This is a genomic window from Jatrophihabitans sp. GAS493 (genome assembly GCF_900230215.1).
Taxonomy (GTDB): Bacteria; Actinomycetota; Actinomycetes; order Mycobacteriales; family Jatrophihabitantaceae; genus MT45.
Genome location: NZ_LT907982.1, coordinates 3,486,279 through 3,509,571, shown reverse-complemented (window position 1 = coordinate 3,509,571; position 23,293 = coordinate 3,486,279). Strand labels below are relative to the sequence as shown.

The 23,293-nt window shown below is 66.5% G+C and carries 21 protein-coding genes; 4 read left to right on the top strand and 17 right to left on the bottom strand.

The features are described 5' to 3' along the window. Positions 1 to 172 precede the first annotated feature (172 nt). Positions 173 to 967: a hypothetical protein gene (locus tag CPH63_RS16315; RefSeq protein WP_157749608.1), complete on the top strand. Its 795-nt coding sequence runs from the start codon at positions 173 to 175 to the stop codon at positions 965 to 967. 22 nt (positions 968 to 989) lie between these two features. Here CPH63_RS16315 and CPH63_RS16310 read toward each other — a convergent pair whose 3' ends face one another. From CPH63_RS16310 to CPH63_RS16295, 4 genes are all read right to left on the bottom strand, one after another. Continuing rightward, a complete protein-coding gene (locus CPH63_RS16310) occupies positions 990 to 1,754 on the bottom strand; it encodes an SDR family NAD(P)-dependent oxidoreductase (RefSeq protein WP_096303892.1) in 765 nt (254 codons plus the stop codon). After that, on the bottom strand, positions 1,751 to 3,238 hold the full coding sequence (locus CPH63_RS16305) for a glucose-6-phosphate dehydrogenase (NADP(+)) (RefSeq protein WP_197704391.1): 1,488 nt from the start codon (positions 3,236 to 3,238) through the stop codon (positions 1,751 to 1,753). The genes CPH63_RS16310 and CPH63_RS16305 overlap by 4 nt, the downstream gene beginning before the upstream one ends. A gap of 36 nt (positions 3,239 to 3,274) precedes the next feature. After that, positions 3,275 to 5,227, bottom strand: a complete 1,953-nt coding sequence (locus CPH63_RS16300) for a glycoside hydrolase family 15 protein (RefSeq protein ID WP_172892226.1) — start codon at positions 5,225 to 5,227, stop codon at positions 3,275 to 3,277. A gap of 84 nt (positions 5,228 to 5,311) precedes the next feature. Further along, positions 5,312 to 6,199: a phosphatase PAP2 family protein gene (locus tag CPH63_RS16295; RefSeq protein WP_157749607.1), complete on the bottom strand. Its 888-nt coding sequence runs from the start codon at positions 6,197 to 6,199 to the stop codon at positions 5,312 to 5,314. 228 nt (positions 6,200 to 6,427) lie between these two features. Between CPH63_RS16295 and CPH63_RS16290 the strand changes: the two genes are divergently transcribed. After that, the gene (locus CPH63_RS16290) at positions 6,428 to 7,333 is read left to right on the top strand and encodes a DMT family transporter (RefSeq protein ID WP_096303890.1); all 906 of its coding nucleotides are present in this window, start codon (positions 6,428 to 6,430) and stop codon (positions 7,331 to 7,333) included. A 79-nt stretch (positions 7,334 to 7,412) separates the two neighbouring features. Here CPH63_RS16290 and CPH63_RS16285 read toward each other — a convergent pair whose 3' ends face one another. The 8 genes from CPH63_RS16285 to CPH63_RS16250 form a co-directional block, all read right to left on the bottom strand. Beyond that, complete coding sequence (locus CPH63_RS16285; RefSeq protein WP_096305213.1) at positions 7,413 to 8,054, bottom strand: VOC family protein; 642 nt, start codon at positions 8,052 to 8,054, stop codon at positions 7,413 to 7,415. 85 nt (positions 8,055 to 8,139) lie between these two features. Further along, the gene (locus tag CPH63_RS16280; RefSeq protein ID WP_096303889.1) at positions 8,140 to 8,934 is read right to left on the bottom strand and encodes a YaaA family protein; all 795 of its coding nucleotides are present in this window, start codon (positions 8,932 to 8,934) and stop codon (positions 8,140 to 8,142) included. A gap of 24 nt (positions 8,935 to 8,958) precedes the next feature. Beyond that, positions 8,959 to 9,447 carry a hypothetical protein gene (locus tag CPH63_RS16275; protein ID WP_096303888.1) on the bottom strand — a complete coding sequence of 163 codons (489 nt, stop codon included), beginning with the start codon at positions 9,445 to 9,447 and terminating at the stop codon, positions 8,959 to 8,961. A 33-nt stretch (positions 9,448 to 9,480) separates the two neighbouring features. Then, positions 9,481 to 10,152, bottom strand: coding sequence for a DUF5666 domain-containing protein (locus tag CPH63_RS16270; RefSeq protein ID WP_096303887.1), 672 nt, complete (start codon positions 10,150 to 10,152; stop codon positions 9,481 to 9,483). 8 nt (positions 10,153 to 10,160) lie between these two features. Next, complete coding sequence (locus tag CPH63_RS16265) at positions 10,161 to 11,504, bottom strand: ABC transporter permease (RefSeq protein ID WP_096303886.1); 1,344 nt, start codon at positions 11,502 to 11,504, stop codon at positions 10,161 to 10,163. Continuing rightward, positions 11,501 to 12,307, bottom strand: a complete 807-nt coding sequence (locus CPH63_RS16260; protein ID WP_096303885.1) for an ABC transporter ATP-binding protein — start codon at positions 12,305 to 12,307, stop codon at positions 11,501 to 11,503. The genes CPH63_RS16265 and CPH63_RS16260 overlap by 4 nt, the downstream gene beginning before the upstream one ends. Further along, the gene (locus CPH63_RS16255; protein WP_096303884.1) at positions 12,304 to 13,764 is read right to left on the bottom strand and encodes an HlyD family secretion protein; all 1,461 of its coding nucleotides are present in this window, start codon (positions 13,762 to 13,764) and stop codon (positions 12,304 to 12,306) included. The genes CPH63_RS16260 and CPH63_RS16255 overlap by 4 nt, the downstream gene beginning before the upstream one ends. 224 nt (positions 13,765 to 13,988) lie before the next feature. Then, a complete protein-coding gene (locus CPH63_RS16250) occupies positions 13,989 to 14,900 on the bottom strand; it encodes an NUDIX hydrolase (protein ID WP_096303883.1) in 912 nt (303 codons plus the stop codon). 272 nt (positions 14,901 to 15,172) lie between these two features. On the opposite strand from CPH63_RS16250, the gene CPH63_RS16245 reads away from it, so the two are divergent. Together CPH63_RS16245 and CPH63_RS16240 are read left to right on the top strand one after the other, a co-directional pair. Then, entirely contained in the window at positions 15,173 to 15,799 is a 627-nt protein-coding gene (locus CPH63_RS16245) for a hypothetical protein (RefSeq protein WP_157749606.1), read from the top strand. A 165-nt stretch (positions 15,800 to 15,964) separates the two neighbouring features. Continuing rightward, a complete protein-coding gene (locus CPH63_RS16240; protein WP_096303881.1) occupies positions 15,965 to 17,056 on the top strand; it encodes a DUF4192 domain-containing protein in 1,092 nt (363 codons plus the stop codon). 70 nt (positions 17,057 to 17,126) lie between these two features. Here the strand turns inward: CPH63_RS16240 and CPH63_RS16235 are convergent, their stop codons facing one another. The 5 genes from CPH63_RS16235 to CPH63_RS16215 form a co-directional block, all read right to left on the bottom strand. After that, on the bottom strand, positions 17,127 to 18,593 hold the full coding sequence (locus CPH63_RS16235; RefSeq protein ID WP_096303880.1) for a glutamate synthase subunit beta: 1,467 nt from the start codon (positions 18,591 to 18,593) through the stop codon (positions 17,127 to 17,129). Positions 18,594 to 18,790: 197 nt separating this feature from the next. Next, on the bottom strand, positions 18,791 to 19,471 hold the full coding sequence (locus CPH63_RS16230) for a metal-dependent transcriptional regulator (protein ID WP_371364998.1): 681 nt from the start codon (positions 19,469 to 19,471) through the stop codon (positions 18,791 to 18,793). 148 nt (positions 19,472 to 19,619) lie between these two features. Next, on the bottom strand, positions 19,620 to 20,987 hold the full coding sequence (sigB, locus tag CPH63_RS16225) for an RNA polymerase sigma factor SigB (protein ID WP_096303878.1): 1,368 nt from the start codon (positions 20,985 to 20,987) through the stop codon (positions 19,620 to 19,622). A 162-nt stretch (positions 20,988 to 21,149) separates the two neighbouring features. Further along, positions 21,150 to 21,575, bottom strand: coding sequence for a D-aminoacyl-tRNA deacylase (gene dtd, locus CPH63_RS16220; protein ID WP_096303877.1), 426 nt, complete (start codon positions 21,573 to 21,575; stop codon positions 21,150 to 21,152). Continuing rightward, positions 21,572 to 23,197 (bottom strand): methyltransferase, encoded by a 1,626-nt coding sequence (locus CPH63_RS16215; protein WP_157749605.1) that lies wholly within the window; start codon positions 23,195 to 23,197, stop codon positions 21,572 to 21,574. Before CPH63_RS16215 ends, dtd begins: the two co-directional genes overlap by 4 nt. Positions 23,198 to 23,293 lie beyond the last annotated feature (96 nt).

Sequence of the window (23,293 nt, the reverse complement as noted above, 5' to 3'; positions counted from 1 at the left end):
TTGCAAGACGATCTGTGCACCCCGACCGAGCGAGTGGGTCGGGGTGCACAGCTTTGCTCTGGCCGACGATAGACGGTTAGGTATGCCTAAGTTAGGCTGACCTAAGTCGAGCCCGCTCGGGCTCGAACCGATCTTCGGAGGTCACGTGTACCGTCGCCGTCACGGTTTCTCGATGAACGCCCAAGTCCACTTCGACGATGAAGGTCTCGCCACGCAGGCGCGCACGATTCTGGCCGGCGCGGACTGCGGGAATCTGCTGGTCGCCGATGGCGGGCCGACGATCTGCAGTGAGACAACAGTCTCCGTGCGTGATGACGGAGGCGAGGCGGTCATGACGGTTCCCACGGCCGGCACGATCTGGCTTACCGCGCCGCGTCCGAGGTGGGGATCGCTCGTCTTGAAGGGCGCCGTCGACAGCGGCGCCGGGTTGGCCGGCGTCGGGTTGACCCTGAGCGGTCGGCTGCACCGACTCGGCCGCCACAGCGTTCCCGACGGGGCGCACTCGCACTGCTCTGCCCACCACGGAGGGCCGGAACTGACCCAAGTCGCGCTGCGGGTCGAAGAGGTCTGGGTCTCATGTCCGCGGCTGGACTCACTGCCTCCCGCAGTGTCCGGAGTGCGCCAGATCCCGCTACTAAGCTATGCCAGTGCCGAACCGGATCTCTTCGCCGCGAATTCGAGGCGGGTCACGGCGCACCTCAATCGCTTTCACAGTGAGCAGCTCCGTGGCTGGGGCGCTGCCTGTGCCGGAAAAGACGTACGCGACGTGGCCGGCGCGTCGCTCACCGGGCTCACCCGCAACGGCGTGCGATTGTGGGTGGTCGGACGGAACGGCGCTTCCGGAACGTACCTTGAGTTCCCGTCCCCGATCCAGCGCTTCGACGAGTTGGGCGAGCTGATCGGCGACACCGTCAGGGCCGCGCGGGTGAGCTCGAACCCGCCCAGCGCCGAACCGCCGTCCAGCTAGCGCATTCGCAAGCGTGGACGGTCTACTGCTGCTGCTCGGTGGGTCGAATGAGCATCTCGTTGATAGCCATCCGTCGCGGACGCGTCAGCATGAACTCGATCGTCTCGGCGATGTCCTCGGCTTCCAGGCGCTGCATCTGGCTGAAGCGCGTCCGCAGACCCTCAAGGATCTCCGGACGGTTGTGCCCAGCCAGTTCGGTCGCCACCGCTCCCGGTTCAATCAATCCGACTCGCACATGGCGCTGGGTCACCTCTTGGCGCAGCGACTCAGCGAAGGCACCGACCGCGTGCTTGGACGCGTTGTAGGCCCCGCTGCCCAGCCGGGCCTGCCGACCGGCGACGCTGCTGATCATCACTAGGTCGGCAACCCCGCGGGGAGAATTGTCGGCCGCAGACAACAGGTGGGGGAGCGCCGCGTGGGTGGTGTACATGAGGCCGAGAATATTGAGGTTCACCATCCGCTCCCACTCCTCGACCGGCGCATCGACGATCGGCCCCAGGAGCATCACTCCGGCGTTCGCGATCACGGTGTCCAGCCGCCCGAAGCGATCGATCGCCGCCTGGACCGCGCCCCGAACCTGCTCCTCGACGTTCACATCAGCCTCGACGACCAGGGCTTCGCTGCCGAGTTCGGTGATCTTGTCGGCTAAGTCGGCCAGCCGGTCGACTCGGCGAGCCACCAGTGCGACCCGTGCGCCGGCTGCGGCCACCGTCAGCGCGGTGGCTGCGCCGATACCGCTGCTGGCTCCCGTCACCAATGCTGACGTACCGTCCAATCTCCCGGTCATGACTCTTCCTTCTCCTCATTCGTTGCTGGCTTCCGAGTGTCTGCCGACTTCTCCTTGGCGGCCGGGCTGCCGTCTCCGACGAGCCAGCGTAGGGGTGAGACCAGCGCATCGGCCGCCTCCGGTCCCCAGGAGCCGGGGGCGTAGGGGAGTGGGGCGGGTGGATCGGAGAGAATCTTCTCGCTCACCTTCCACACCTGCTCCAAGCCGTCCGGTCGGGTAAAGAGCGAACGATCACCGAGCAGCACGTCATGAATCAGCCTGGAGTAAGGCGACAGTGGCTGGCCGCCGTTCACGTTGGCCAACGGAATCTTCGCCTCGGCCACGCCGAGTTTCAGCTCCGGCCCCGGCTCCTTCACCACCAACGAGAGGTCCACCTCGCCCGAGCCGCTCAGCGAGAAGGAGAGCACGTTCCGCTCGGCCGGTAGCGAACCCAGGGGTCCCTGCGGGCTGCGCAGCACCAGACTGACGCGCTGTTCGCTCCTGGCCAGCTGCTTGCCGGTGCGCAGCAGGAACGGAACTCCCTTCCACCGGTCGCTGTCGATCCACAGCTTCGCGGCGACGAACGTCTCGGTGCGGGAACCCTCCTTCACGCCCTCAGTCTCGAGATATCCGTCGTACTGCCCGAGAACGACATCGGAGGGCTCGATGGTTCGGAATTTGCTGATGATCTCCTCGCGGGCCGACTGCAGATCGCTCGCGTCGAGACTGGCCGGCGGCTCCATCGCCACTTCGGCTGCGACCTGGAAGAGGTGGGTGACCAGCATGTCGAGGATCGCGCCAGTGGCGTCGTAGAAGAGCGCACGGTCGGCGACGTCCAGCGTCTCCGGCACATCGATCTGCACTGACTCGACATGCTCGGCATCCCAGATTCCGCTGATCAGGCTGTTGGCGAAGCGCATGACGTGAAGATCCTGCGTCGCCTCCTTGCCGAGGAAATGGTCTATCCGATAAGCCTGTGACTCGTCCAGCACTGAGTGGACGATCTTGTCCAGCTTGTGGAAGGCCTCGGCGGAGGTGCCGAACGGTTTCTCGAAGACGACTCGGGCGTCGCCGGCCAAGTCGTGCTCGCCGAGACCCTTGGTCAGCTCGCCGAACGAAGACGGCGGTACGGCGAAGTAGTGAACCAGTTGCTCGCCCTGCATCTCTTCCCGGGATTCCGATATCACGTCCAGCAGGCTGCCGGGATCGTCGCTGCTGAATCCACCACCGGCGAAGTAGAGGCGCTCCCGGAAAGCCTCCCACTGTTCATCGCTGCCGAGCGAACTGAACTCGGATAGCACGTCGTGAACGTGCTGTCGGAAGTCCAAGTGCGACACGTCGCCGCGGCCGTTTCCGATGAGACGCCACTGCTGTGGCAGGAGCCCCGAGTTCGCCAACTCGTAGAAGGCCGGAAGCACCATTCGCTTGGCCAGATCTCCGGTGGCGCCGAAGAGCACGAAGATCGTCGGACGGGGTGTACTGCTCGTTTCGTTGGCTTCGGTCACCCAGCCACCGTACCCACGAACCCAGCGGGCCTACCGCTAGTCGCTGAATGAATCGTCTGTGTGGAGGTCGTCTTCCAGCGCCTCGTCGGCGATGACGTGGACTACCGCGTTGATCAGCGCGAGATGGGTGAACGCCTGCGGGAAGTTCCCCAACTGTTCGCCCGAATGCGGGTCGATCTCCTCGGCGTAGAGCTCGAGTGGGCCGGCGAAGGAGAGCAGCTTCTTGCACAGGTCCCGGGCGCGTCGGCGCTCACCGATGGTGCTCAAGGCCGAGACCAACCAGAACGAACAGATCGTGAAGGATCCCTCTTCACCGCTGAACCCATCGTCGGTTTCGTCAGTGCGGTAGCGAAGAACCAGGCCGTCCACCGTCAACTCATCGGCGACGGCCAGCACGGTGGCCTTGATTCGCGGATCGTCGGCCGGGAGGAAATTCAGCAGCGGCGCGAGCAGCAGCGAGGCATCCAGCGCGTCGGTGCCGTAATGCTGGGTGAAGACCCCGCGGGAGTCGACGCCGTTGGCACAGATATCGGCATGGATCTCATCCGCCACCTTGCGCCACTCCGTCGCCTTGGAGTTCTGCCCGATGATGTCAGCCAGTCGCGCTCCACGGTCGACCGCGACCCAGCACATGATCTTCGAGGAAGTGAAGTGCTGATGGCCGCCGCGGACCTCCCAGATCCCGGCATCCGGAAGATGCCAGTTCGCGATCGCCTGTTCAACCTGCTTCCCCAGGAAGGGCCAGATCCGTCCGTCGACGTGATCGCGAGCCTTGGTGTGCAGGTAGACCGAATCGAGCAGCGCGCCCCAGACGTCGTGCTGGCGCTGCGCGTAGGCCGCGTTGCCGATTCGCACCGGTCGCGAGTCGGCGTAGCCGGGAAGGTGGTCGAGTTCGACCTCCGGTAGCTCCCGCTCGCCACCGATGCCATACATGATCTGCAGGTCATCCTCGGCCGAAGCCAGGTCGGCGATGAAGGAGAAGAAGTCGACCGCCTCCCAATCGAACCCGAGGCTGTACATCGCCCAGAGGGCGAACGTGGAGTCGCGGATCCAGCTGTAGCGGTAGTCGTAGTTGCGCTCGCCGCCGATCGTCTCGGGCAGCGAGGTCGTGGTCGCGGCGGCAATGGCGCCGGTCGGTGCGAAGGTGAGCCCCTTCAGAGTGAGCGCACTGCGCTGCAGGTAGCTTCGCCACGGGTGGTCCGGGAAACGACCGCGGGCCAGCCAGTGCTGCCAGTGGTGCGCGGTCCAGACCAGACGGGAGTATGCCTCGGCGTGGGTGAGCGGTGGCTCCTTGCTCCCCCAGGAGAGCGCCACGAACCGAACGTCGCCCTCCTTCAACAGCGTGCGGGCCGTGGCCCGTCCGCCCTCGAATCCCATCCGCATATCGGTGGTGAGGGTGAGGGCGATCTCGCTGTGCTGGGAGCGTGCGACACCCTGGTGATAGACCTGCTCGGTGTAGGACCAGTGCCCGATGCCACGGCCGTAGTCGAAGACCGGCTCGCACTCGACAACGGTCTGGACCTCGCCCTTGACGCAGCGAATCGTCCGCAGCAGGGTGTGCTCGGGTTCGTAGTCGGTGGGTGTGCGGCGATGGGTCTTGGAGACCGCCTGATCGTGTCGCCATGGACCCATCAGCAGCACATCTCGGACGATGATCCAGCCGGTGGCGGTGCCCCAACTCGTCTCGAGAATCATCGTGCCAGGCAGATAGCGACGAGCAGCCGGAACGGTTACGTCCGAGGGTGCGACCCGGAAGCTGCCGGCGTGTGGCCCGAGAAGCGAGCCGAAGACGCTGGGCGAATCCATGCGGGGCAGGCACATCCATTCCACCGCGCCACCCGGTGAGACCAGCGCCGTCGCCTCGCCGTCGGAGAGGAACCCGTAGTCGCCGATCGGAACCGCTTTCCGCGTGGGCTTGTGTGCCTGCGCGAGGGCGGCGGTTGCCGGAATCTGTTCGTCCATCTCAAAAGCATGGACGACGCCGGCCATTCCTGCTAGACAGGACGCCGGTTGCGCCTCCCCGCGTGTCGCGCCGCCAGGGAGTGCTGGCTGCCGGTCGCACCCAGCTGTGGCTTAGACCACGGCTGCGGGGACGGCCTCGGTCACGTCGTCGCGAAGGTCTCGCTGCCTCCGGCTTCTACTCGGCCTCCGGCTCCCGCTCAATCGCTGGCCCGCTTTCAGCACGAGCAGACTCAGAGCCAGCAGCGCTATCGCGGCCAGACCGTCGGACCAGTAGTGATTGGCGGTGGCGGAGACGACGTAGATCGTGATGATCGGATGCGCGACGACCAGCCAGCGCCAGCGACTCGTTGTCACCGTCACCGCGACCAACGCCACCAGAACCGACCAACCGACGTGCAGGGACGGCATCGCGGACAGCTGGTCCGGACCGATCGCCCCGAATGCTGTGTACACCGACTGCCCGTAGATCTCCGCGGTGTCGACGTAGCCCGCGGTGGGCAGGAGGCGGGGTGGGGCCACCGGAACCAGCTGAACCACGAAGCAGAGCACGGTGAGAACAACGAGTAGCAGACGCACCTCGGGGTAGCGGCGACGGTGACGGACGAAGACCCAGAGGAGGAGAACGAAGAGTGCGGTGAAGTGCATCGTCGCGTAGTAGAGGTTTGCCGCCTGGGCCAGCAAGGGGTGACCGAGCAACGGCCGCTGGGCGACGTGCTCGCTCGGCAGATGAACGAGATGCTCGAAATGTTCGATGGCCGAGCCGCGGCCAATCGCTCCGGCCGCTCCGAAGACCGGCGCGGTCCCGGCGAACTGCCAGATCGAGTACAGAAACGCGATGATGGCGATCTCGGTCACGAACGGGGTCGTGAAGCCGGCCGCGCGCCGAATCCGTACGGATACCGCGCCGCTCGCCGTCGCCCATCGCCCCAATGCCGCGAGCGCAACCAGGCCCACCCCGAGGCGAGCGGCCTGCTGCCAGGTGAGGGCGATGTTGTGCACGTCGCAACTATGCCTGATGTTGCGGTCCACCGCCCAGGGGTCGGGACCGGTCGGCGGCAGCTGTACGGATACGGCCTGCACCTTCGGGAATGCGGAAGGAACGAAAGTCGTTCGCCATTGTCGGAGGGTTTCATTAGGATCTGGCACGAATCAGAAGCTCGACCTGGTTACAGATTCGCTACTGAGCTTCGACCGCTACTGAGCTTCGACCGCTACGAGGGAGCACGCGTGACGCGACGTACCTGGATGCTCTTCTCGGCGATGTGCATCATCTGGGGTATTCCGTATCTGCTGATCCGCGTGGCCGTGCGAGACGTCTCACCTCCGGCTCTGGTCTTCGCCCGCACGTTCCTCGGCGCTCTGGTGCTGCTGCCGATCGCGCTGAAACGGAACGCGATCCGGCCCGTACTGCCGCTGTGGCGCCCGCTACTGGCCTTCACCGCGATCGAGATCGCGATCCCGTGGTTGCTGCTCAACGACGCCGAAACCAAGCTCTCCAGCTCGCTCACCGGCCTGCTTATCGCCGCTGTGCCGCTGGTCGGCGTGGTCATCGCCCGCTTCGGGCGCACGAAGGAGAGGGTGGACGCGACAAGGCTGGCCGGGCTGCTGCTCGGCGTGGTCGGCGTCGTGGCGCTGCTCGGATTGGATCTTGGCAATGTGCAGGCCCGTCCGCTCCTTGAGGTGGGGGTGGTGGTAGTCGGCTACGCCGTGGCGCCGGTGATCCTCAATCGACACCTGGGCGGAGTCCCCGGGATCGGGGTCGTCTTCACGTCCCTGGCCATCACGTCCCTGGCTTACCTACCCGCGGCCGTGGTGATGAGACCCGATCACCTACACGCCAATACCGTGGCTTCGATCATCGCGTTGGCCCTCATCTGCACCGCGCTGGCGTTCGTCCTCTTCTTCGAGCTGATCGCCGCCATCGGCCCATCCCGCGCGGTGGTCATCACCTACGTGAACCCGGCGGTCGCGGTGTTTCTCGGGGTACTGCTGCTCAACGAGTCCTTCACGATGGGCATGGCCATCGGATTCCCACTTATTCTGGCCGGATCTGTCCTCGCCGCGCGCACCCGCAAATCGAGGGACGAGGTCGCGATCGGCATCGCTGAGCCCGTGCCGGCCGCCGGCGCCTAGCCGGCCGGCCTCACCTGGCACACCTGGCACACCTGGCACACCTGGCACAGCTGCCCGGCCGACGTTGCCCCAGCTGGACCTAGTCGATACGCACAGTTCCGTGCGCGGTGGTGAACTCCGCCGCGACGATGCCGTTGTCGTCCTCGCTGATCGGTAGCCAGGTCACAGTCACGTCGGCGAGTATCTCGGCACTGGAGCTGCCGAGATACTGGTCGATCTCGCCTTGATCGCCCGAGATCTCCAGGCTGCTCAGCTCGATCGCCCCGCCGTGACTGGACGGGTGCTCATTGAACGGGGAGAGCCACTGCACGAAGAACGGCAGGTGCGGGTTGGCCGCCGTGTCGTTGACCCCGAGCTGCTTCCACCGCAGGTCGTAGCCGTCGGGGCGAACGCGGTGCCCGGCCACGGCGGGGCGGGCCAGGTGCAGTTCGATGTCGGTGATGTCGTCGACCCGCACGACCCAGCCCAGCCAGCCGCCGCCGGATAGGGTCCGGTCGCGAACCGCCCGTCCGAAGGGTGCTGAGTCGGCCGCCGGGTGATCGAGCGCGGCAACGACCTCGAGGTACCGACCGCCGGCCAGCGGCAGCACATAGTTACGTGTTCCCAGGCGCGGGTGAATGCCGCCGTCGTTGAATCCGGCTCCCAGGCGGGCGCCGAGGCGCTGAACGCACGCACCGAGTCCCTCCGGACCGGCGACATAGCAGAGATGATCGAGTTGCATGGCCACATCTTCGCGAACCTGTGACACGGGCGCATCACTGGGGTCCGGGATGGGGGCGCAACGACTTCGTGTAAGTGACCAGCTACTAGCCGCCGGTGGGTCCGGTGCGCAGCAACAGCAACGTGGCGCCGGAGCAGGTTTGCCGGACCTCACCGGATTCGCCGGTAGCCTCCCGCCAGACCTCGAGCGCCTCCTCGGCGCCGCTGACCTCGCCGCCGGCCGCAACCCGCTCCAGCAACGCCCGAGCCAGCACACCCTTGCCGTACTTGCTGTTGTAGCTCACCACTCCGTAGCCGCGACTGGTCGGCGACTCGATTCGCACACTCACCCCGCGACCATCCAGGGCTGGCATCCGCCACATCGACGCATAGTCGCTGGAACGTAGGTCGATGACGGCGCCTCGCTTGATCAGTCCGCGCAGTCGCCCGTCCAGGGCGGGCCGCCAGAAGGTGCCCGCGACCCCGATTCCAGGCAGCACGGCTTTCGCCGGTACCCGGTAGTTCGGTATCGGCTCACCACCGGTCAACACTCCGAAGAGTCCGGAGAAGATCAACACACGTCGCCGGGCCAAGCTGGTCGCCGCGGCGGAGAGCGCAGCAGCGTCGAGACCGTCGTACACGACGCCGCTATAGCGCTGCAGAGCCGGCATGGTCGGGCTGTCGAGCAAGGCGCGGTTGATGGCGACCGTCTCGTCCACTACTGAATCGGGCAGCAGCAGCTTGGCCGCGGCCGTCTGGCGCGGGCCGGCGACTAGCTGCCGGACGGCGTCTATCGTGCGCGCGCGGTACTCCGCGAGTTCACCAGCGTCCGGGCGCGTGGTGAGTGACCGTCCACGTCCGCCCGGTCGCTTCTTCTCGCTCGGCGGCAGCAGGATGAGCACCCGTGCAGACTATGGCACTCGGATCTAGCTGCTTGCCGGCGCGCTGGTTGGGGCGGCACCCGCCGGGCGCGAAGCCGGGGAGCGGGTCGGAACGGTGAGACCACAGGCTTTCAGCGCCGCCTCGATCTTGGTGAACTGCTCGTTACCGGCGCCACCGCCGAAGCCACCGCTGCGGCGCGCGCCGCTCGGAAAGGCTCCCGACGGACGTTCGCCGGAGGGGAATCCCCCGGACGGGCGGGCGCCGGACGGGAACGCGCCGGAGGGGCGAGCGGCGAAGGACGGCACCGAGATGCCGGCAGCGCTCAGGCACGTCTTCGCGGCGTCGGTCGCGAGGAAATCGCGCAGCGCACTATTGCCACCGGCGCGATCTCCCGCAGCGGCCGCTGACCCTGACGCGGCGGCCGTCGATGTCGTGGAGGATGTCGCCTTGGCCGAGCTCGAGCAGGCGGCCAGGCCAGCGGTTCCGAGTGCGACCGCACCGAGAATCGTCAACGAACGAATGATGATGGGCATGTCTTGCCTTTCACAGCTGATGGTTGGTGGAGATCACTTTGCGGTGACCGATGATGCAGCGATTGAGCCGTCGGTACCGGTACTGCCGGCCACGGTCACGGTCTGTCCGGGCTTGAGGTCGGCGGCCGTCGCGGCCTTGGATACGCGCGTATCCGTGGAGAGATGGACGGTTACTTCCTTGCCCGCGAGGTTCTTCACCACGGCCGTGTCACCACTGACGCTGACCACCGTGCCGATGAGCGCGGGGGTGTCGGCGGTGTCGGAACCGGTGCCACCTCCGGCCGCTCCACCGCCAGCCGCGGCACCGCCGCCGGCTGCCCCACCGAAGCCGCCGGCGGCTCCCTCGCGTAACGCACCGAAGCGCTGGGCGTTCGCGCCCGCGCCGGCCGCACCGCCCCGACTGGCCGTCGATGAGTCACCGTTGTGCTTCTGTGTGATGACGCCGCCCAGGAAACCGATCCCGGCTATGAGTAGCGCGATCAGAGCGATGCTCAGCGCTCCGAGGCGCTCCTTGGCGCGCGGCGCGAAGTCATCGTCAATGTCGTCGTCAATGTCGTCGTCGATGTCATCGTCGCGGTTGAGATCGTCCTCCGGCGCGGCCGCGATGTCGTGGTCGGTCTCCAGCAGTTCGACGGTGGACTGATCGTGATCCTCGGCCGTCACTGACGTCGTCGATTCGCCGTCTGGGGAGTTGAAGAATGTCATTGAATTCCTTATTCGTAACGCAGGGCGTCGATGGGCTTGAGGGACGCGGCGCGGTTGGCCGGGTAGATACCGAAGAAGAGCCCGACCGCCACGGCGACTCCGAACGCGAGGAAGACGGACCAGCTCGCAACGACCGGCTGCACACCGACGATGGTGAAGCGGCTTCCGATCAGGCCGATGGCCACGCCTACGAGCCCGCCGATCACTGACAGCAGCACCGCTTCGGCCAGAAATTGGACGACGATGTCAGCCTTGCCGGCCCCGATCGCCTTCCGGACGCCGATCTCCCGGGTGCGTTCGGTGACGGTCACCAGCATGATGTTCATGACCCCGATCCCGCCCACCAGCAGGCTGATCGCGGCGACAGCACCGAGCAGGACGGTCAGGGTCTGAGTGGTACTGGTGGCCGTCGAGATGATGGATGCCGCGCTGGAGACGCTGTAGTCGCGGGTACTGGACGTCACCACGTGCCGGGCGTCGAGGACCGATTCGATCTGTGCCTCGGCGCTGTCCACCGCTGAGGAACTCTTGGCCTCGACCAGGATCGAGGTGAGGCTCTGATCGACTCCGGTCAGCTTGTCCTCAACCGTGGTCAGTGGGGCCACCGCCAGGTCATCGGCGTTCGATCCACTGGTGGTCCCCTTCGAAGCGAGCACGCCGGAGACCGTCCAGTTGCCACCGTTGAGCTGAATCGTCTTTCCGACAGCGTCGGCTCCGGTGCCTCCGACCAGATCCTGCGCCACTGTCGTGCCGAGCACGACGACATTGCTGTGGGCCAGATAGTCGTTGTCTCCGAAGTAGCTGCCGGCGAGCAGGTCGTCATTGCTGATGGCGAAGTAGGAGGGTGTGCTGCCGAGGAAGGACGAGATCGTGTGCGTCACACCCGTGTAGCCGCCGACGACCGAGGTGGCACTTGCTTGCGGAGCCACCAGCTTCACGTCGGGCAGCTGGGAGGTATCGGTGAGCGCCTTGGCATCGTCAAGTGTGAGGTCAGTGGTCCGGGTCTTGGTGGCCGAGCCTGAGGTGCTCGCGCCACCGGCCGCCGCACCGCCGCCGCCGCCGAAGGCACCCCCACCGAATCCGCCTCCGCCGAAGGCCCGGGCTGCGCCCCCCGCACCGCCTCCTCCGCTACCGGCGCGCCCGTTCCCGTTGGCCTGCCGGCTGACCGTGATCGTGGCACTTCCGAGTTTCGCGATACGGCTCTTCACCGCGGCGCTCGAACCGGTGCCGACGGCGAGCAGAATGATCACCGCCGATACCCCGATGAGAATCCCCAGTGTCGTCAGGGCGGAACGCATCTTGTTCGCCGCGATTCCCACCGTTGCGAAACGCAGCGCGACGGGCAGGTTCATGCGCTGACTCCCAATCCGAGTCGCGGTGGCGGCGCGCTGACCCCGGCCTGGCGGATGTCTTCTATGACTTCGCCATCACGCATTCGGACGATCCGCTTGGCATGGTGGGCGACTTCGTCCTCGTGGGTGATGATCACAAGAGTCCGGCCGTTCAGGTTGAGATCATCGAAGAGGGCAAGCACGTCGGCGGAGGCCCGTGAATCCAGCGCACCCGTGGGCTCATCAGCGAGTAGCAGCACCGGCTGCGTGACGATCGCCCGGGCGATCGCGACTCGCTGCTGCTGGCCGCCGGAGAGTTCGGTCGGCAGATGGTCGACGCGCTCGCTCAGACCGACTCGGCTCAGGGCTTCGAGTGCCCGCCGCTTTCGCTCGGCCGCTTTCACGCCGGCGTAGGAGAGCGGGAGAGCGACATTGTCGACGGCCCGGGTGCGTGGGATCAGGTTGAAGCTCTGGAAAATGAATCCGATCTTGCGGTTGCGAATGATGGCCAGTTGATGCTCGTCGAGGGTCCGCACGTCGACCCCGTCGAGCAGATAGCGACCACGGCTGGTGTCGTCCAGGCAGCCGATGATGTTCATCAGCGTCGATTTTCCGGAGCCTGATGCACCCATGATCGCTACGTAGTCGCCTCGTTCGACCGACAGACTCACTGATCGGACGGCGTGCACCGCGGTGTCGCCGCTGCCGTAGGTCTTGCCGACCCGATCGAGCTGGATGACCGGCCTGCTGGCGCGTGGGGGTGACGGCGGGCCGTCCGGGTCGGCGGTGGCGGTGCGGTGGGCGGCCCTGCGACCAGCGCTCATCGACCGCCGCCGCCGAATCCGGTGAGACCGCCGGCGCCCGGGATGCCCCCGGTGGTGAGCGATGTCGAGGTGGTGGCTGGGAGCACGAGGACGTCTCCGGCGTTGACGCCGCTGGTGATCTCGGTCTGGGCGTTTCCGACCAAGCCGGTGGTGACGACCACAGTCTTGGTCGTCGAGCCGGTCTTCACCGTCACCGACTTCACCGGACCGAGCGTGGTGATTGCCGTGGTCGTCACCGCGACCACGCTCTCCTTGCTTGCCGTCGTGATAGTCGCGCTGCCGGTCTGGCCGAGGCGCAGGTTCGCCGGCGGCGCGGTGATCGAGATCGTGACGCCATATTCAACGACGTTGCTGGAGACGGTGCTCGTCGGGTCGACCTCAGTGACGGTTCCGGCCAGTGTCGTACCCGACGTCGAGGTGGCACCAGGCGTTGCACTGACCGGTGCGAGGGCGGAGAAGACGACCGAGGCGGCGTCGCCCACCTTCACCGTGGCGATGTCCGCCTCTGACACGTAGGACTTGATCTGCAGTTGGGACATGTCGGCGAGCGTGATGAAACCGGTGCTGGAGCTTGAGCTGGAGCTTGACGACGTCGTGCTCGTACCAGATGTCGTGCTGGAGGAGCTGCCGCTCGAAGACGAGCCGGTGGACCCGGACGACGAACCGCCCGATGAGCTGCTGGTGCTACCCGACGAGGTCGAACTCGGGGTCTCGCCAAGCGTCGAGTTGATCGCGATGACGGTCCCGGCCGAAGGCGAGGTGAGGGTGCAGTTCGCCAGATTCTGTTCCGCTGTGGCGAGATCGGTCTTGGCAGTGCTGAGCGAGGACGCGCTCTGGCTGGTCGATGCGCGGGCCTGGCTCAGCGACAGCTCCGCCGAGCTGACCTGCTGCTGATCCTTGAGCTTTGTCGAGCTGAGCGACTGCTCGGCCTGGGTGACGCTCTGCTGATCCTTGCTGATCGAGTCGGCCGGCGCCTTGGCGGCGGTGTCGGCGGTCAACGCAGCATTCGCGGTGTTGAGATCGTCCTGAGCGTTGCTGACATCCAGGCTCATGCTGCTCTCGGCGTTGGAGAGCGAGAGTTGGGCGGCACTGATGGAGTTGTCGACACCCGCCTCGGCAGCAGTGACGTTGTTCTGCGCCGTGGTGACCGCGGTCTGCGCATCGCTGGGGTCGACCGTAGCCAACTCCTGACCTGCTTTGACCGCCTGGCCGAGCTTGGCCGAGATTGAGGTGAGCTTGCCGCTGCAGCCGGAGAACGAGACGCCGGTCGTCACTGCGCTGGTGACGTTCCCACTGGCGGCAACCGACGCGACCAGGTTCGTCTTGACCGCCGTAGTGGTGCGCTCGGTCGATGCGCTGGCTGTCTTGGTTCCGCCGATGGTGAAGTAGCTGATCGCCCCTACCGTGACGACGGCGATCACCAACGCTCCGTTGATGATTGCAGTGCGCTGCCGCATTCTGTTGTGCCTCTCCGCAGTTGTCTCAAGCAGGTGAAGCGTGCCGGTTCAACATTTGGGTGAGACGAGCGTCAGCTGTGTGTCGTGTATGCGTGCGGTCGCGGCTTCGGCTCAATCCAGAAGCCGCTCCCGAGTGTGTTTCGGTGCCTGTTTCTCTGCCTGTTTCGGTGCCCGATTCCCAGCCCGATTTCCCGCATGATCCCTGCCGGATCTGAGTCGGACGCTCAGTCGGGTTCGCTGGCCGCAGAGACGGCCGAGACGCCCAGTGTGGCGAGTTCGATAGCTGAGAGGTGTGTCACCGAGTAGCCGGTCGACTGCAGGGATTCTTCACTGACGACCAGGACGCGCTCATCGTTCTCGAAAGCGGTCAGGCACGCCTGCTCCACGGCCGCCGCCCGCTCGGAGTCGCGAACTCGGTGAAGAGTCACCGACGCCTGCCACCACTCGGAGGTGCTTTCGGTCTCCGGCAGATCGGAGCCGATCAGGACAATCCGCGGCAGCAACGCGTCCAGTGAATGCTGTGACACCGAATGCTGTGACACCGAATCTGGCTCGGCACGATCGGAGATGCCGAAGCGGGCGAGCCGGTAGATCGTTTCCAGCAGCGTCTGCACAGGCATCGCGGTGTCGTCGCCCTGCGGTAGCGGGACGACTCCGGCGACCGCCGCGTGCGTGTCCACGATGAGGGCGACCGGTGAGCCCACACTGCGCAGCCGCGGCCAGGTTCCGGCGAATCCGCGATGCAGCGGCAATTGCGCGATCTCCGACTCCGGCCACCATCTGATCTGGGTGCTCTCGGCGTTGGCCGCATGTGGGTTGATTGGATGCTGCGGGCGGGCCAGCACCGTCGTGTACGACCAACCTCCGTGGTCATCCACCAGAAGCCCGGTGGCCCGCACCGACGCCGGATCAACCGCCGCCTCTTCAACGGCCTCGCGGGTCGCTGCCTGAACAGCATCCTCATGGCTGTCTCGGGCGCCGCCGGGAATGCCCCAGGTGTCACCCTCGTGAGTCCAGGGTGCGCGATGCTGGAGTACGAAGTTCCCGCCGTCGTTGATCAGGATTCCAGCGGCGCCGAATCGCCCCCAATGACGATGTCCGAGGTCGCAGCGAACCCAGCCGTCACCGTCGCCCATATGATGTTCATACCAGCACCGGCCGATGCGAGATGCGGCCACTGCCGTCGTCAACCGAACGAGCCTGGCCGAGCGCAGTGCGCGGGAAGCCTGTGGTGACGTCGACCCGCCGGGTCGCCTCTCGGCGGAAGGCCGCTCGTGGCGGCAGTTGTGGGACCGGGGGCCAGGATCGGGCCGACGTCAGGCCCAAGCATACGCAACAATCAGCGACCTGCCCGGTGGGCGACGTATCGTCTACAGCGGCATTGTTCGTGAAGGGAGTGGCATCCAGCTTGTCGTCGCCGGATTCTGGCACGCCTAGACATCACCGTCCGGTTCCCTATGCAGACCTGGCGAAACTGATCGATGCGGCGACGGATGGGACCGACACATCGCGAGCCGAGGTCGCAGCCACGACGGCCGCGCTGGTGGTCGCTGCCGGGCGTGAGCGTGGCGCAGAAGGTCAACTCGTCGATCTGGCCGACACCGTAGGGATCGACACCCTGGCCGAGCTCTGGCGGCACGCGGACGCGGTCAGTCTGGCCGGCGTCCTGTGGGTGATGTACGTGCTTCGCCAGTGGTGTCGCACGCAGGCTGAGGAGGTCGCACTGCTGTGGCGAGCCGGTGCGCCCTACGCGCCCGCCGATGCCGTAGTGGCCGGGGTGGCCGACGGGGCCGATCCCGAGTCGGTGCGCCGAGTCGCGGACGACGTGCTCAACGGCGCGTACGGTGGGGATTTCGCAGTGGCCCTGGAGCGTGCCGCCGCATTTTTCCGGGTTATCGCCGCCGGAAGACGCGAGACCGCGGGGACTGACCTTGAGCAGCGGACTGCGCAATTGACGCTGGCCGATCGAAACGACCGCACGGCGGCGGATCTACGCACCTCGGCCGCATTCTGGCGGGCCGGTCAGCTGCATTGAGGCCACCGGCGGGGTGCGCTGGGCCGAGGTGCGGGCCGGTCACAGTGATGCCGCTGTAGCAGCCGGTACTGACAATTTCCCTGCTAGCTCCACAGCCTTCACCGCTATCCACAGCTGTCCGATTCGAGTCCCCGCCGACGCCGTCGGCCGCTGAGACTCAAGGGCATGAAGAAACCGACTACCAACGAAACAACGCTCACCATCCGACGGGCCGGCGATCTCGTCGAGGCGATCCCGTATCTAATCGGGTTTCACCCCACGTCGAGTCTGGTGGTGGTGGGACTGCAGACTTCGCAGGTAGCGGTCACCACGCGGCTCGACCTCGACTACCTCCAGCCACAGAACCAACTCGAAGCTCACGACGGGGTGGACCAGCTCATGACGGTGCTCCGCAACAGTGGTTCTGATCGGGCCATCGCGGCGGTCTACGACGATGCCCCGGCTCGGGCTGAGGGCAGCGATTTGGCCTGGAAGGTCGAGATCGATGCAATCCGGTCGACGCTGGCGGCTGAAGGCATCGACCTCGTCGACGCGGTACTCGTCAGCCAGGACCGCTACTACAACTACTTCTGCGACGAACCGGAGTGCTGTCCGGCACAAGGGCGCAAACTGCCAGGGGAGCAGTCCGCCGCGGCTGCGACGGCCACTTACGCCGGATTGGTCGCGCACCAATCGCGAGCGGACCTGCTCAGGATGATCCACCCGGCCAGTGACGCCGAACGCACGGCTCTGGAACCGTTGATCGCGGCCGCCGAGAACCTCGCGATAGACGCCGTGCTGCGCGGGCAGGACGCTCGACACACCCGGGCCGAGAAGCGGGCCGTCTTCGCTGCCGCACGTTCTACGGACTCGCAGCTCTTCAGCGCCCGGACGGAGTCCGACGAGGATCGCTCGGTAAGCCGTTATGCGGTTGCTCTCACCAACGTCCACATCCGTGACGCGCTGTGGGTAGCCATCGACGCCCGTCGTTTGGACGGGTCTGGACTCTGGCGCGAGCTGGCCCGTAGGGTGCCGGCCCCCTACGACGCGGCGCCGCTCTTCCTCTTCGCCTGGGCTAACTGGCGTAACGGCAACGGCACGCTGGCCCGGGCCGCGGCGGAGCGCGCGGTGGTCAGCGATCCCGAATATTCGGCGGCGAGGTTGCTTCTGAGCGCGCTGGATCATGGTCTCGATCCGCGCCGGACGCCCCGGTTGCGTTCAGGCCCGTCAAGCCCCGGCCCGGGCAAGCCCGCCACTAGGCGGCAGCTGGCCTGCTGACGGCGATCCACCCTTGTGTGCCGCGTTGGCCCGACGGCGCATACCGGGGACCCGACGCGGTGCGTCGGCGTTACAGCGCGAGCGCGTACGGCGCGACCGGGCTGGGCAGCTGAGAGGCACCGGTCAGGGCGGCATCAACCGCGGCAGCGCAGGCCCGCCCCTCGGCGATAGCCCAGACAACCAGGCTCGCCCCGCGAGTGGCGTCGCCGCAGGCAAAGACACCCTCGGCACTCGTCTGCCAGGCGTCGTCGACGACGGCGGTACCTCGTCGGGGATTGATCTCCACTCCGGCCGCGGTGAGCAGCTCGGGCACGTCAGTACCTACGAAACCGGTCGCCAGTAGGACGAGTTCAGCCGGTAGTTCATGCTGCGAGTTCTCGATCGGGCGGAACTCCCGAGCCCCGTCGACTCGCAGGATTTCGACCTCCTCGGCCAGCACGGCGCGCACGCCCGTCGTCGGATCCCCGACGAACTCGATGGCTTCGCGCGCCCAGGCTTCATGAACGCCCTCGTCGTGCGCCGGTGACGAGCCACGGCTGCTCGGTGCCGCAGGCCAGACAGGATTCACCAAGTTCGAGCGGGGAGTCGGTGCCGTGTTGTGATCGAGCAGGGTAACCGACAGGGCCCCCTGCCGATTGGCCGTACCGAGGCAGTCGGCCGCGGTGTCTCCGCCGCCGATGATGATGACGTGCTTACCTGCGGCGTCGATCGGGGGAGCGACCAGATCTCCGCTCTGGACCCGGTTTCCCCCCGGCAGATACTCCATTGCCTGATACACGCCGGGGAGTTGCCGTCCCGGTACGTCCATCTCGCGCTGGCGCAGCGCACCGACAGAGAGCACGACGGCGTCGAACTCCGAGCGCAGCCTCGCGAACGTTTCGGCCGTGACGTCGCTATTCACGCTGAACTCGGTGCCCTCGGCGGACATCTGAGCCAGGCGCCGGTCGATGATGTCCTTCGGCATCTTGAAATCGGGGATGCCGTAGCGCAGCAGGCCACCGATGCGATCGTCACGCTCGAAGACGACGACGCGGTGACCTGCTCGAGTGAGCTGCTGGGCCGCGGCCAGGCCGGCCGGCCCCGACCCGACGACCGCCACGGACTTTCCACTTAATTTTGCTGGAGGTTGTGGCGGGAGCGCGTCTTCGGCGAACGCGCGCTCCACGATGGAGATCTCGACCTGCTTGATGGTGACCGGATCGGTGTTGATCGCCAGCACACAAGCGGATTCGCACGGCGCCGGACAGATCCAGCCGGTGAATTCCGGAAAGTTGTTCGTGGCGTGGAGTCGCTCGCTGGCGCTGGCCAGATCGCCTCTGGCGGTGAACTCGTTCCACTCCGGAATCAGATTCCCCAGCGGGCATCCGCTATGGCAGAAGGCGACGCCGCAGTCCATACAGCGGCGGGCCTGTGCCCGGACGATCTCGTCGTGAGCCCGGAGGTAAATCGGCTGCCAGTCACGAACCCGTTCGCTGGCCGGCCGCTTCGGCGTGTCGGCTCGGTCGTGGGTGAGGAAACCCTGCGGATCGTGCGCCACGGCAAGTCCCTTCGGTGCGCCGTCAAAGGAAGCAGATGCTCCAAGCCGGCTCAGCTGGTGGGCGGTCGGGGAGTCAAATCTTCGAGACGGCACCGGCTCGCAGACGAGCCTGATTCTATCCGCTCCGACCCACCCGTGACGCGGCCGCGGTGTGACGTCCGCGGCCGGCAGGTTGTGGCGTCCGGGGCCGGTTGGCCTCAGGCGACGCGGGCGCTCTGTGGCACGGCGACTGTGCTGACGAAGACATGCTCAGCCACGTATCCGCTGAACCTCGACGTCGAGGTTCCGTGCGTGATCTCGACATCGGCGCCGGCGGGGGTGAGGCTCAGCCGTTCGCCGGGGCGTACACCGGCCACTGCGAAACGCTTCATCAGCTCGGCGTCTGACTGCAGCTGCTCACTGATCCGCTCAACGATGACGTTCGGCGACGTGACGGCGGCCGCGGCCAGGGTGAGGCGCTCCGCCGTGACCGTCGTGTCGAAGGGCAACCCGAGATCCTCCAAGCCCGGAATCGGATTGCCGTGCGGACAGACAAGTGGCTTGTCGAGCAGGCTGAGAATCCGTCGTTCGACGGCGTCGCTCATCACGTGCTCCCAACGGCAGGCCTCGATGTGCAACTGATCCCAGTCCAAACCGATGATGTCGGCCAGCAGCCGCTCGGCGAGACGGTGCTTGCGCATCACCGCGATCGCCTCGCGGCGCCCGGTGTCGGAGAGCTGGAGGTGCCGGTCGTCGGCGACATGCAGCAGGCCGTCGCGCTCCATCCGCGCCACCGTCTGACTCACGGTGGGTCCACTCTGCCCGAGCCGCTCCGCGATTCTCGCGCGAAGCGCGACGATCCCCTCTTCTTCGAGCTCGTAGATGGTGCGCAGATACATCTCAGTCGTATCGATGAGCTCGCTGTGGTGACTCACTGGGTATGCCCTCTTTCGGCTGACGCGTGCATTCATCGTAGTTCGCTCACGCCCTGTCGAGTGCCAACCCTCCGAAATCTAGTCGGAAACCCAGTCCGAAATCAGTCCGACATCAGTCCAGGTAGTCGCGCAGGGCCTGGGCCCGGGACGGGTGACGAAGCTTCGCCATCGTCTCCCGCTCGATCTGACGGATGCGTTCGCGACTGAGCTTGAAAGCCCGGCCAATCTCGTCGAGCGTCTTGGGCTGACCGTCGGTGAGGCCGTAGCGCATCCGCACGACCGCTGCCTCCCGGTCATCCAGGGTGGCCAGAACGTCGTGCAGCTGCACCTTCATCAGGCCCGTCTCGACAGCCTCCTCGGCCGCCTGGGCGTTGACGTCGGCGATGAAGTCGCCGAGAGCGGCGTCGTCGTCGGCGCCCACTGTCTGGTCCAGACTGACGAGGTCACGCGACAGGTCGAGCAGCTCGCGCACTCGCTCCTCAGTGATGTCGAGTTCAGCCGCCAGTTCGGCGTGCGTGGGTGCCCGACCCAGTTGCTGATTGCGCTCACGCCGGATCCGCTGCAGCTTGTTGACCTGCTCGACAAGATGCACAGGTAGCCGGATCGTGCGTGACTGGTCGGCCATCGCCCGGCTGATCGCCTGTCGAATCCACCAAGTGGCGTAGGTCGAGAACTTGAATCCCTTGGCATAGTCGAACTTCTCGACGGCGCGGATCAGGCCCAGGTTTCCCTCCTGAATCAGGTCCAGGAACGGCATGCCGTGGCCGGTGTAGCGCTTGGCCAGCGAGACCACGAGCCGCAGATTGGCCCGGAGCAGGTGGTCCTTCGCTCGTTCGCCGTCCATCACCAGGGCTCGCAGATCCCGACGGCGGGCCGGGGTGAACGAGTTCTTGGCCGCCAGCAGATGTCCGGCGTAGAGGCCGGCCTCGATCCGCTTGGCCAGTTCCACCTCGTCAACGGCACTGAGGAGGGCCACCTTGCCGATCTCGTTGAGGTAGACCCGGACCAGGTCGGCGGAGGCGGCCGCTTCGTCGAGATCGCTACGGGCCCGCACCGAGAAAGCACCGTCATCGTCATTCTCAGGTTCGGCTGTCTCGGATCCGGTCTCGCTGTCGACCGATGCTGCGGTGACGTCCGAGGCGATAAGCGTCTGATCCGCGGCCTTCGGCGTGGTCTTCGCCGTCTTGGTCGCTGCCGTCTTGGTTGCTGCCGTGGCGCGCTTCTGGGCCGGGTTCTCCAACCCAGCCTCGGACGGGGTCTCGAGGTCAGCGACCGCGACCAGCGCTGGGCCATCGGTGGCTGCGGTGAGCGTGCCCAGTTCATCCTCGGTACCGAGGGCGGCAGTGTTTGCGGAGGCGGCGGCGGTCGCGCTCGGGTCACCGACCCGACGGGTACTGCGGTGCGTGCGGGTCGAGAGGCGGGCCTCACCCGTTGTCCCACGGGTGTTCGTCCGGCTTCGAGCGGTTCGGGGCGTTGTCATCGGTTACCAGCCACCTAAAGTTTCGTATACGGGTTCTCGACAGTTAGTTCGTTGTCGGGGCCTTGTTGGTTCAACTACTTCAACGCGGTACTGGCTGTGATGTTCCCGTCAGCTGCCCGCGGGTAACGGGTTCTCAGGGATAACTCAGGGTGCTCGGCCGAGTCAGACCTCGACCAGCAGCGTGATCGGACCGTCATTGACCAGCGACACCTGCATGTCGGCCCCGAAGACCCCGGTCTGAACGGCCGCACCGCGTTCGCGTAGCGCCTCGACGAAGGCCTCGACTAGCGGTTCGGCCACCTCGCCCGGCGCCGCGGCGCTCCAGCTGGGGCGCCGCCCACGGCGCGTGTCGGCGTAGAGCGTGAACTGGCTCACTACCAAGATCGCGGCGCCGGGTGAGGTGGCGACTGAGAGCTCGCCGCGGAGGATACGCAGCTCATGAACCTTGCGGGCCAACTCCTGGGCCTGTGCGACCTCGTCGCTGTGGGTCGCGCCGACGAACACCAGTAGCCCAGGACCGATCTCACCCACGATTCGCTCCTCGACCTGAACCGACGCCCGCAGACAGCGCTGTACGAGGGCCCTCACGACGCGTCGCCGGGTAGGAGCAGCCCGCGGGCGATCAGATCCCGCACGATCGGGGCGAGCGATTCGGCCACGACGGGGTAGCTGAGACCATGGGTGTCAGCTAGGAGCACGGCCGGCAACGAAAGCGGTGTCGCGCCGTCACACCCGGCGAGAACGCTGGCGATGGTCTCGTCCGTCTCCAACTGCCAGCGCATGCCGGAGTTCTGTACCAGGGTCAGCGCACTCGTTCGCCATCCGTTCGGTTCGCCGGCCATATCGCTGCCGCCTGTTGCCGGTGCCCGGCCCGAGTCCCGTCGCAGCGTGACATCCGGGCTGACGCGTAGGCAGGACTGCATCAAATCGGCATCCGAGCGGGCCGCCAGCCAATCGGCCCGCTCGAACCAGGCCGCGATCTCACCGCCGATCGGCTGCTCGACCGGCTGGGCGACGTCCTCGAAGACGATGATGTCGCCGCTGGCCGCGCTGCTCGTGGTGGTGCCGCTGGTGGTGCCGCTCGTGGTCCCGCCGGTTGTAGTCCCGCCACGCCTCAGCGAGATGAGACCCATGCCGATGGCTAAAATCCCGGCCTCGGCAAACCAGTCGCGCCAGGCGTCATAGCGTCGCCGCCAGCGCTCAGTTCCCGGTACCTCGCCGCCGTCGCGCAGCCAGAGGGCGACGTACTCACCCGGATCAGCGACCTCGCGCTGCCAGATCCAGGCGTCCACGCCGCCGGGCAGCCACGACAGCAGTCGCTCGCTCGCCGGTTCGGAAGTGGTGATGGCCCAGTTGGCCAGCAACTGTGCGGTGCCACCCTCACTCAGAAGGTTGGCAAGGCCGCGAACCAGTCGACGGCAGAGTTCGTCGCCCGGAAGCCCGCCATCCCGATAGGTGTAGCCGCCGGATGCGTCGTTCCAACCGGGGCTGATGACGAACGGCGGGTTGGAGACGATCAGGTCGAAGGCTTCGCCGGCCACCGGTTCGAGCAGCGAGCCCTCGCGCAGGTCGAATGTGACCCCGGCCAGGGCAGCGCTGGTGGCCGCGAAGCGCAGCGCTCGTCGGCTGATGTCGGTTGCGGTGACCTGTTGGGAGTGCCGCGACAGGTGCAGGGACTGGATGCCACAGCCGGTGCCGATGTCCAGCGCACGCTTGACCGGACGCCGCATCGTCGATTGGGCCAGCAGAAGTGCGGCCGCCCCGATACCGAGCACGTGATCACCCGATAGCGGACCGGGCCGGATGTCGCTGCCGAAGTCGGAGAGGACCCACCACCCTGCGTCGGCTGCCGCCCGCCCTGGGTCGCTCTCGGCGTACGGACGAAGTTCGAGGCGAGCCCGCGCTGACCCCGACGCCACCTCCACGATCCCGGCTCGGTCGAGCGCATCCACATTGGCCCGGCCGATGGCCCGCTCGAGCGCGGCCGTGGACACTGGGTCGGCGAGCAGGAACAGGCGGATGAGTTGCGACGCCGGGTCGTCACTGAGCACCCGGGCCGCGCCGGAGAAGTCCCCTCGGGCCAGGGCTGCCTGGCCCTCCCAGTCCAGCGTGGCGTTGACGACATCGACGGTGAAGTGCTCGTCGAGCGTCGCGCGGAGGCGGTCGGTCTCAGAGCCGTCCAGCAAGGGAAGGGCCGCGGTATCGCTCATCTCTGCATCCTCGCTCATCGCGTTTCCCGCCCATCGCCTCGGGCGGGCCGAGCCGGTCCGCTGAAGGCGTTCTCAAGCTCATCGGCCCCAGACCCA

Coding starts and splice junctions, on each gene's coding strand:
- CPH63_RS16315 (WP_157749608.1), top strand. CDS start 173: ATGAACGCCCAAGTCCACTTCGACGATGAAGGTCTCGCCACGCAGGCG.
- CPH63_RS16310 (WP_096303892.1), bottom strand. CDS start 1,754: ATGACCGGGAGATTGGACGGTACGTCAGCATTGGTGACGGGAGCCAGC.
- CPH63_RS16300 (WP_172892226.1), bottom strand. CDS start 5,227: ATGGCCGGCGTCGTCCATGCTTTTGAGATGGACGAACAGATTCCGGCA.
- CPH63_RS16285 (WP_096305213.1), bottom strand. CDS start 8,054: ATGCAACTCGATCATCTCTGCTATGTCGCCGGTCCGGAGGGACTCGGT.
- CPH63_RS16275 (WP_096303888.1), bottom strand. CDS start 9,447: ATGCCCATCATCATTCGTTCGTTGACGATTCTCGGTGCGGTCGCACTC.
- CPH63_RS16270 (WP_096303887.1), bottom strand. CDS start 10,152: ATGACATTCTTCAACTCCCCAGACGGCGAATCGACGACGTCAGTGACG.
- CPH63_RS16265 (WP_096303886.1), bottom strand. CDS start 11,504: ATGAACCTGCCCGTCGCGCTGCGTTTCGCAACGGTGGGAATCGCGGCG.
- CPH63_RS16260 (WP_096303885.1), bottom strand. CDS start 12,307: ATGAGCGCTGGTCGCAGGGCCGCCCACCGCACCGCCACCGCCGACCCG.
- CPH63_RS16255 (WP_096303884.1), bottom strand. CDS start 13,764: ATGCGGCAGCGCACTGCAATCATCAACGGAGCGTTGGTGATCGCCGTC.
- CPH63_RS16250 (WP_096303883.1), bottom strand. CDS start 14,900: ATGGGCGACGGTGACGGCTGGGTTCGCTGCGACCTCGGACATCGTCAT.
- CPH63_RS16240 (WP_096303881.1), top strand. CDS start 15,965: ATGAAGAAACCGACTACCAACGAAACAACGCTCACCATCCGACGGGCC.
- CPH63_RS16230 (WP_371364998.1), bottom strand. CDS start 19,471: ATGTATCTGCGCACCATCTACGAGCTCGAAGAAGAGGGGATCGTCGCG.
- sigB (WP_096303878.1), bottom strand. CDS start 20,987: ATGACAACGCCCCGAACCGCTCGAAGCCGGACGAACACCCGTGGGACA.
- CPH63_RS16215 (WP_157749605.1), bottom strand. CDS start 23,197: ATGAGCGATACCGCGGCCCTTCCCTTGCTGGACGGCTCTGAGACCGAC.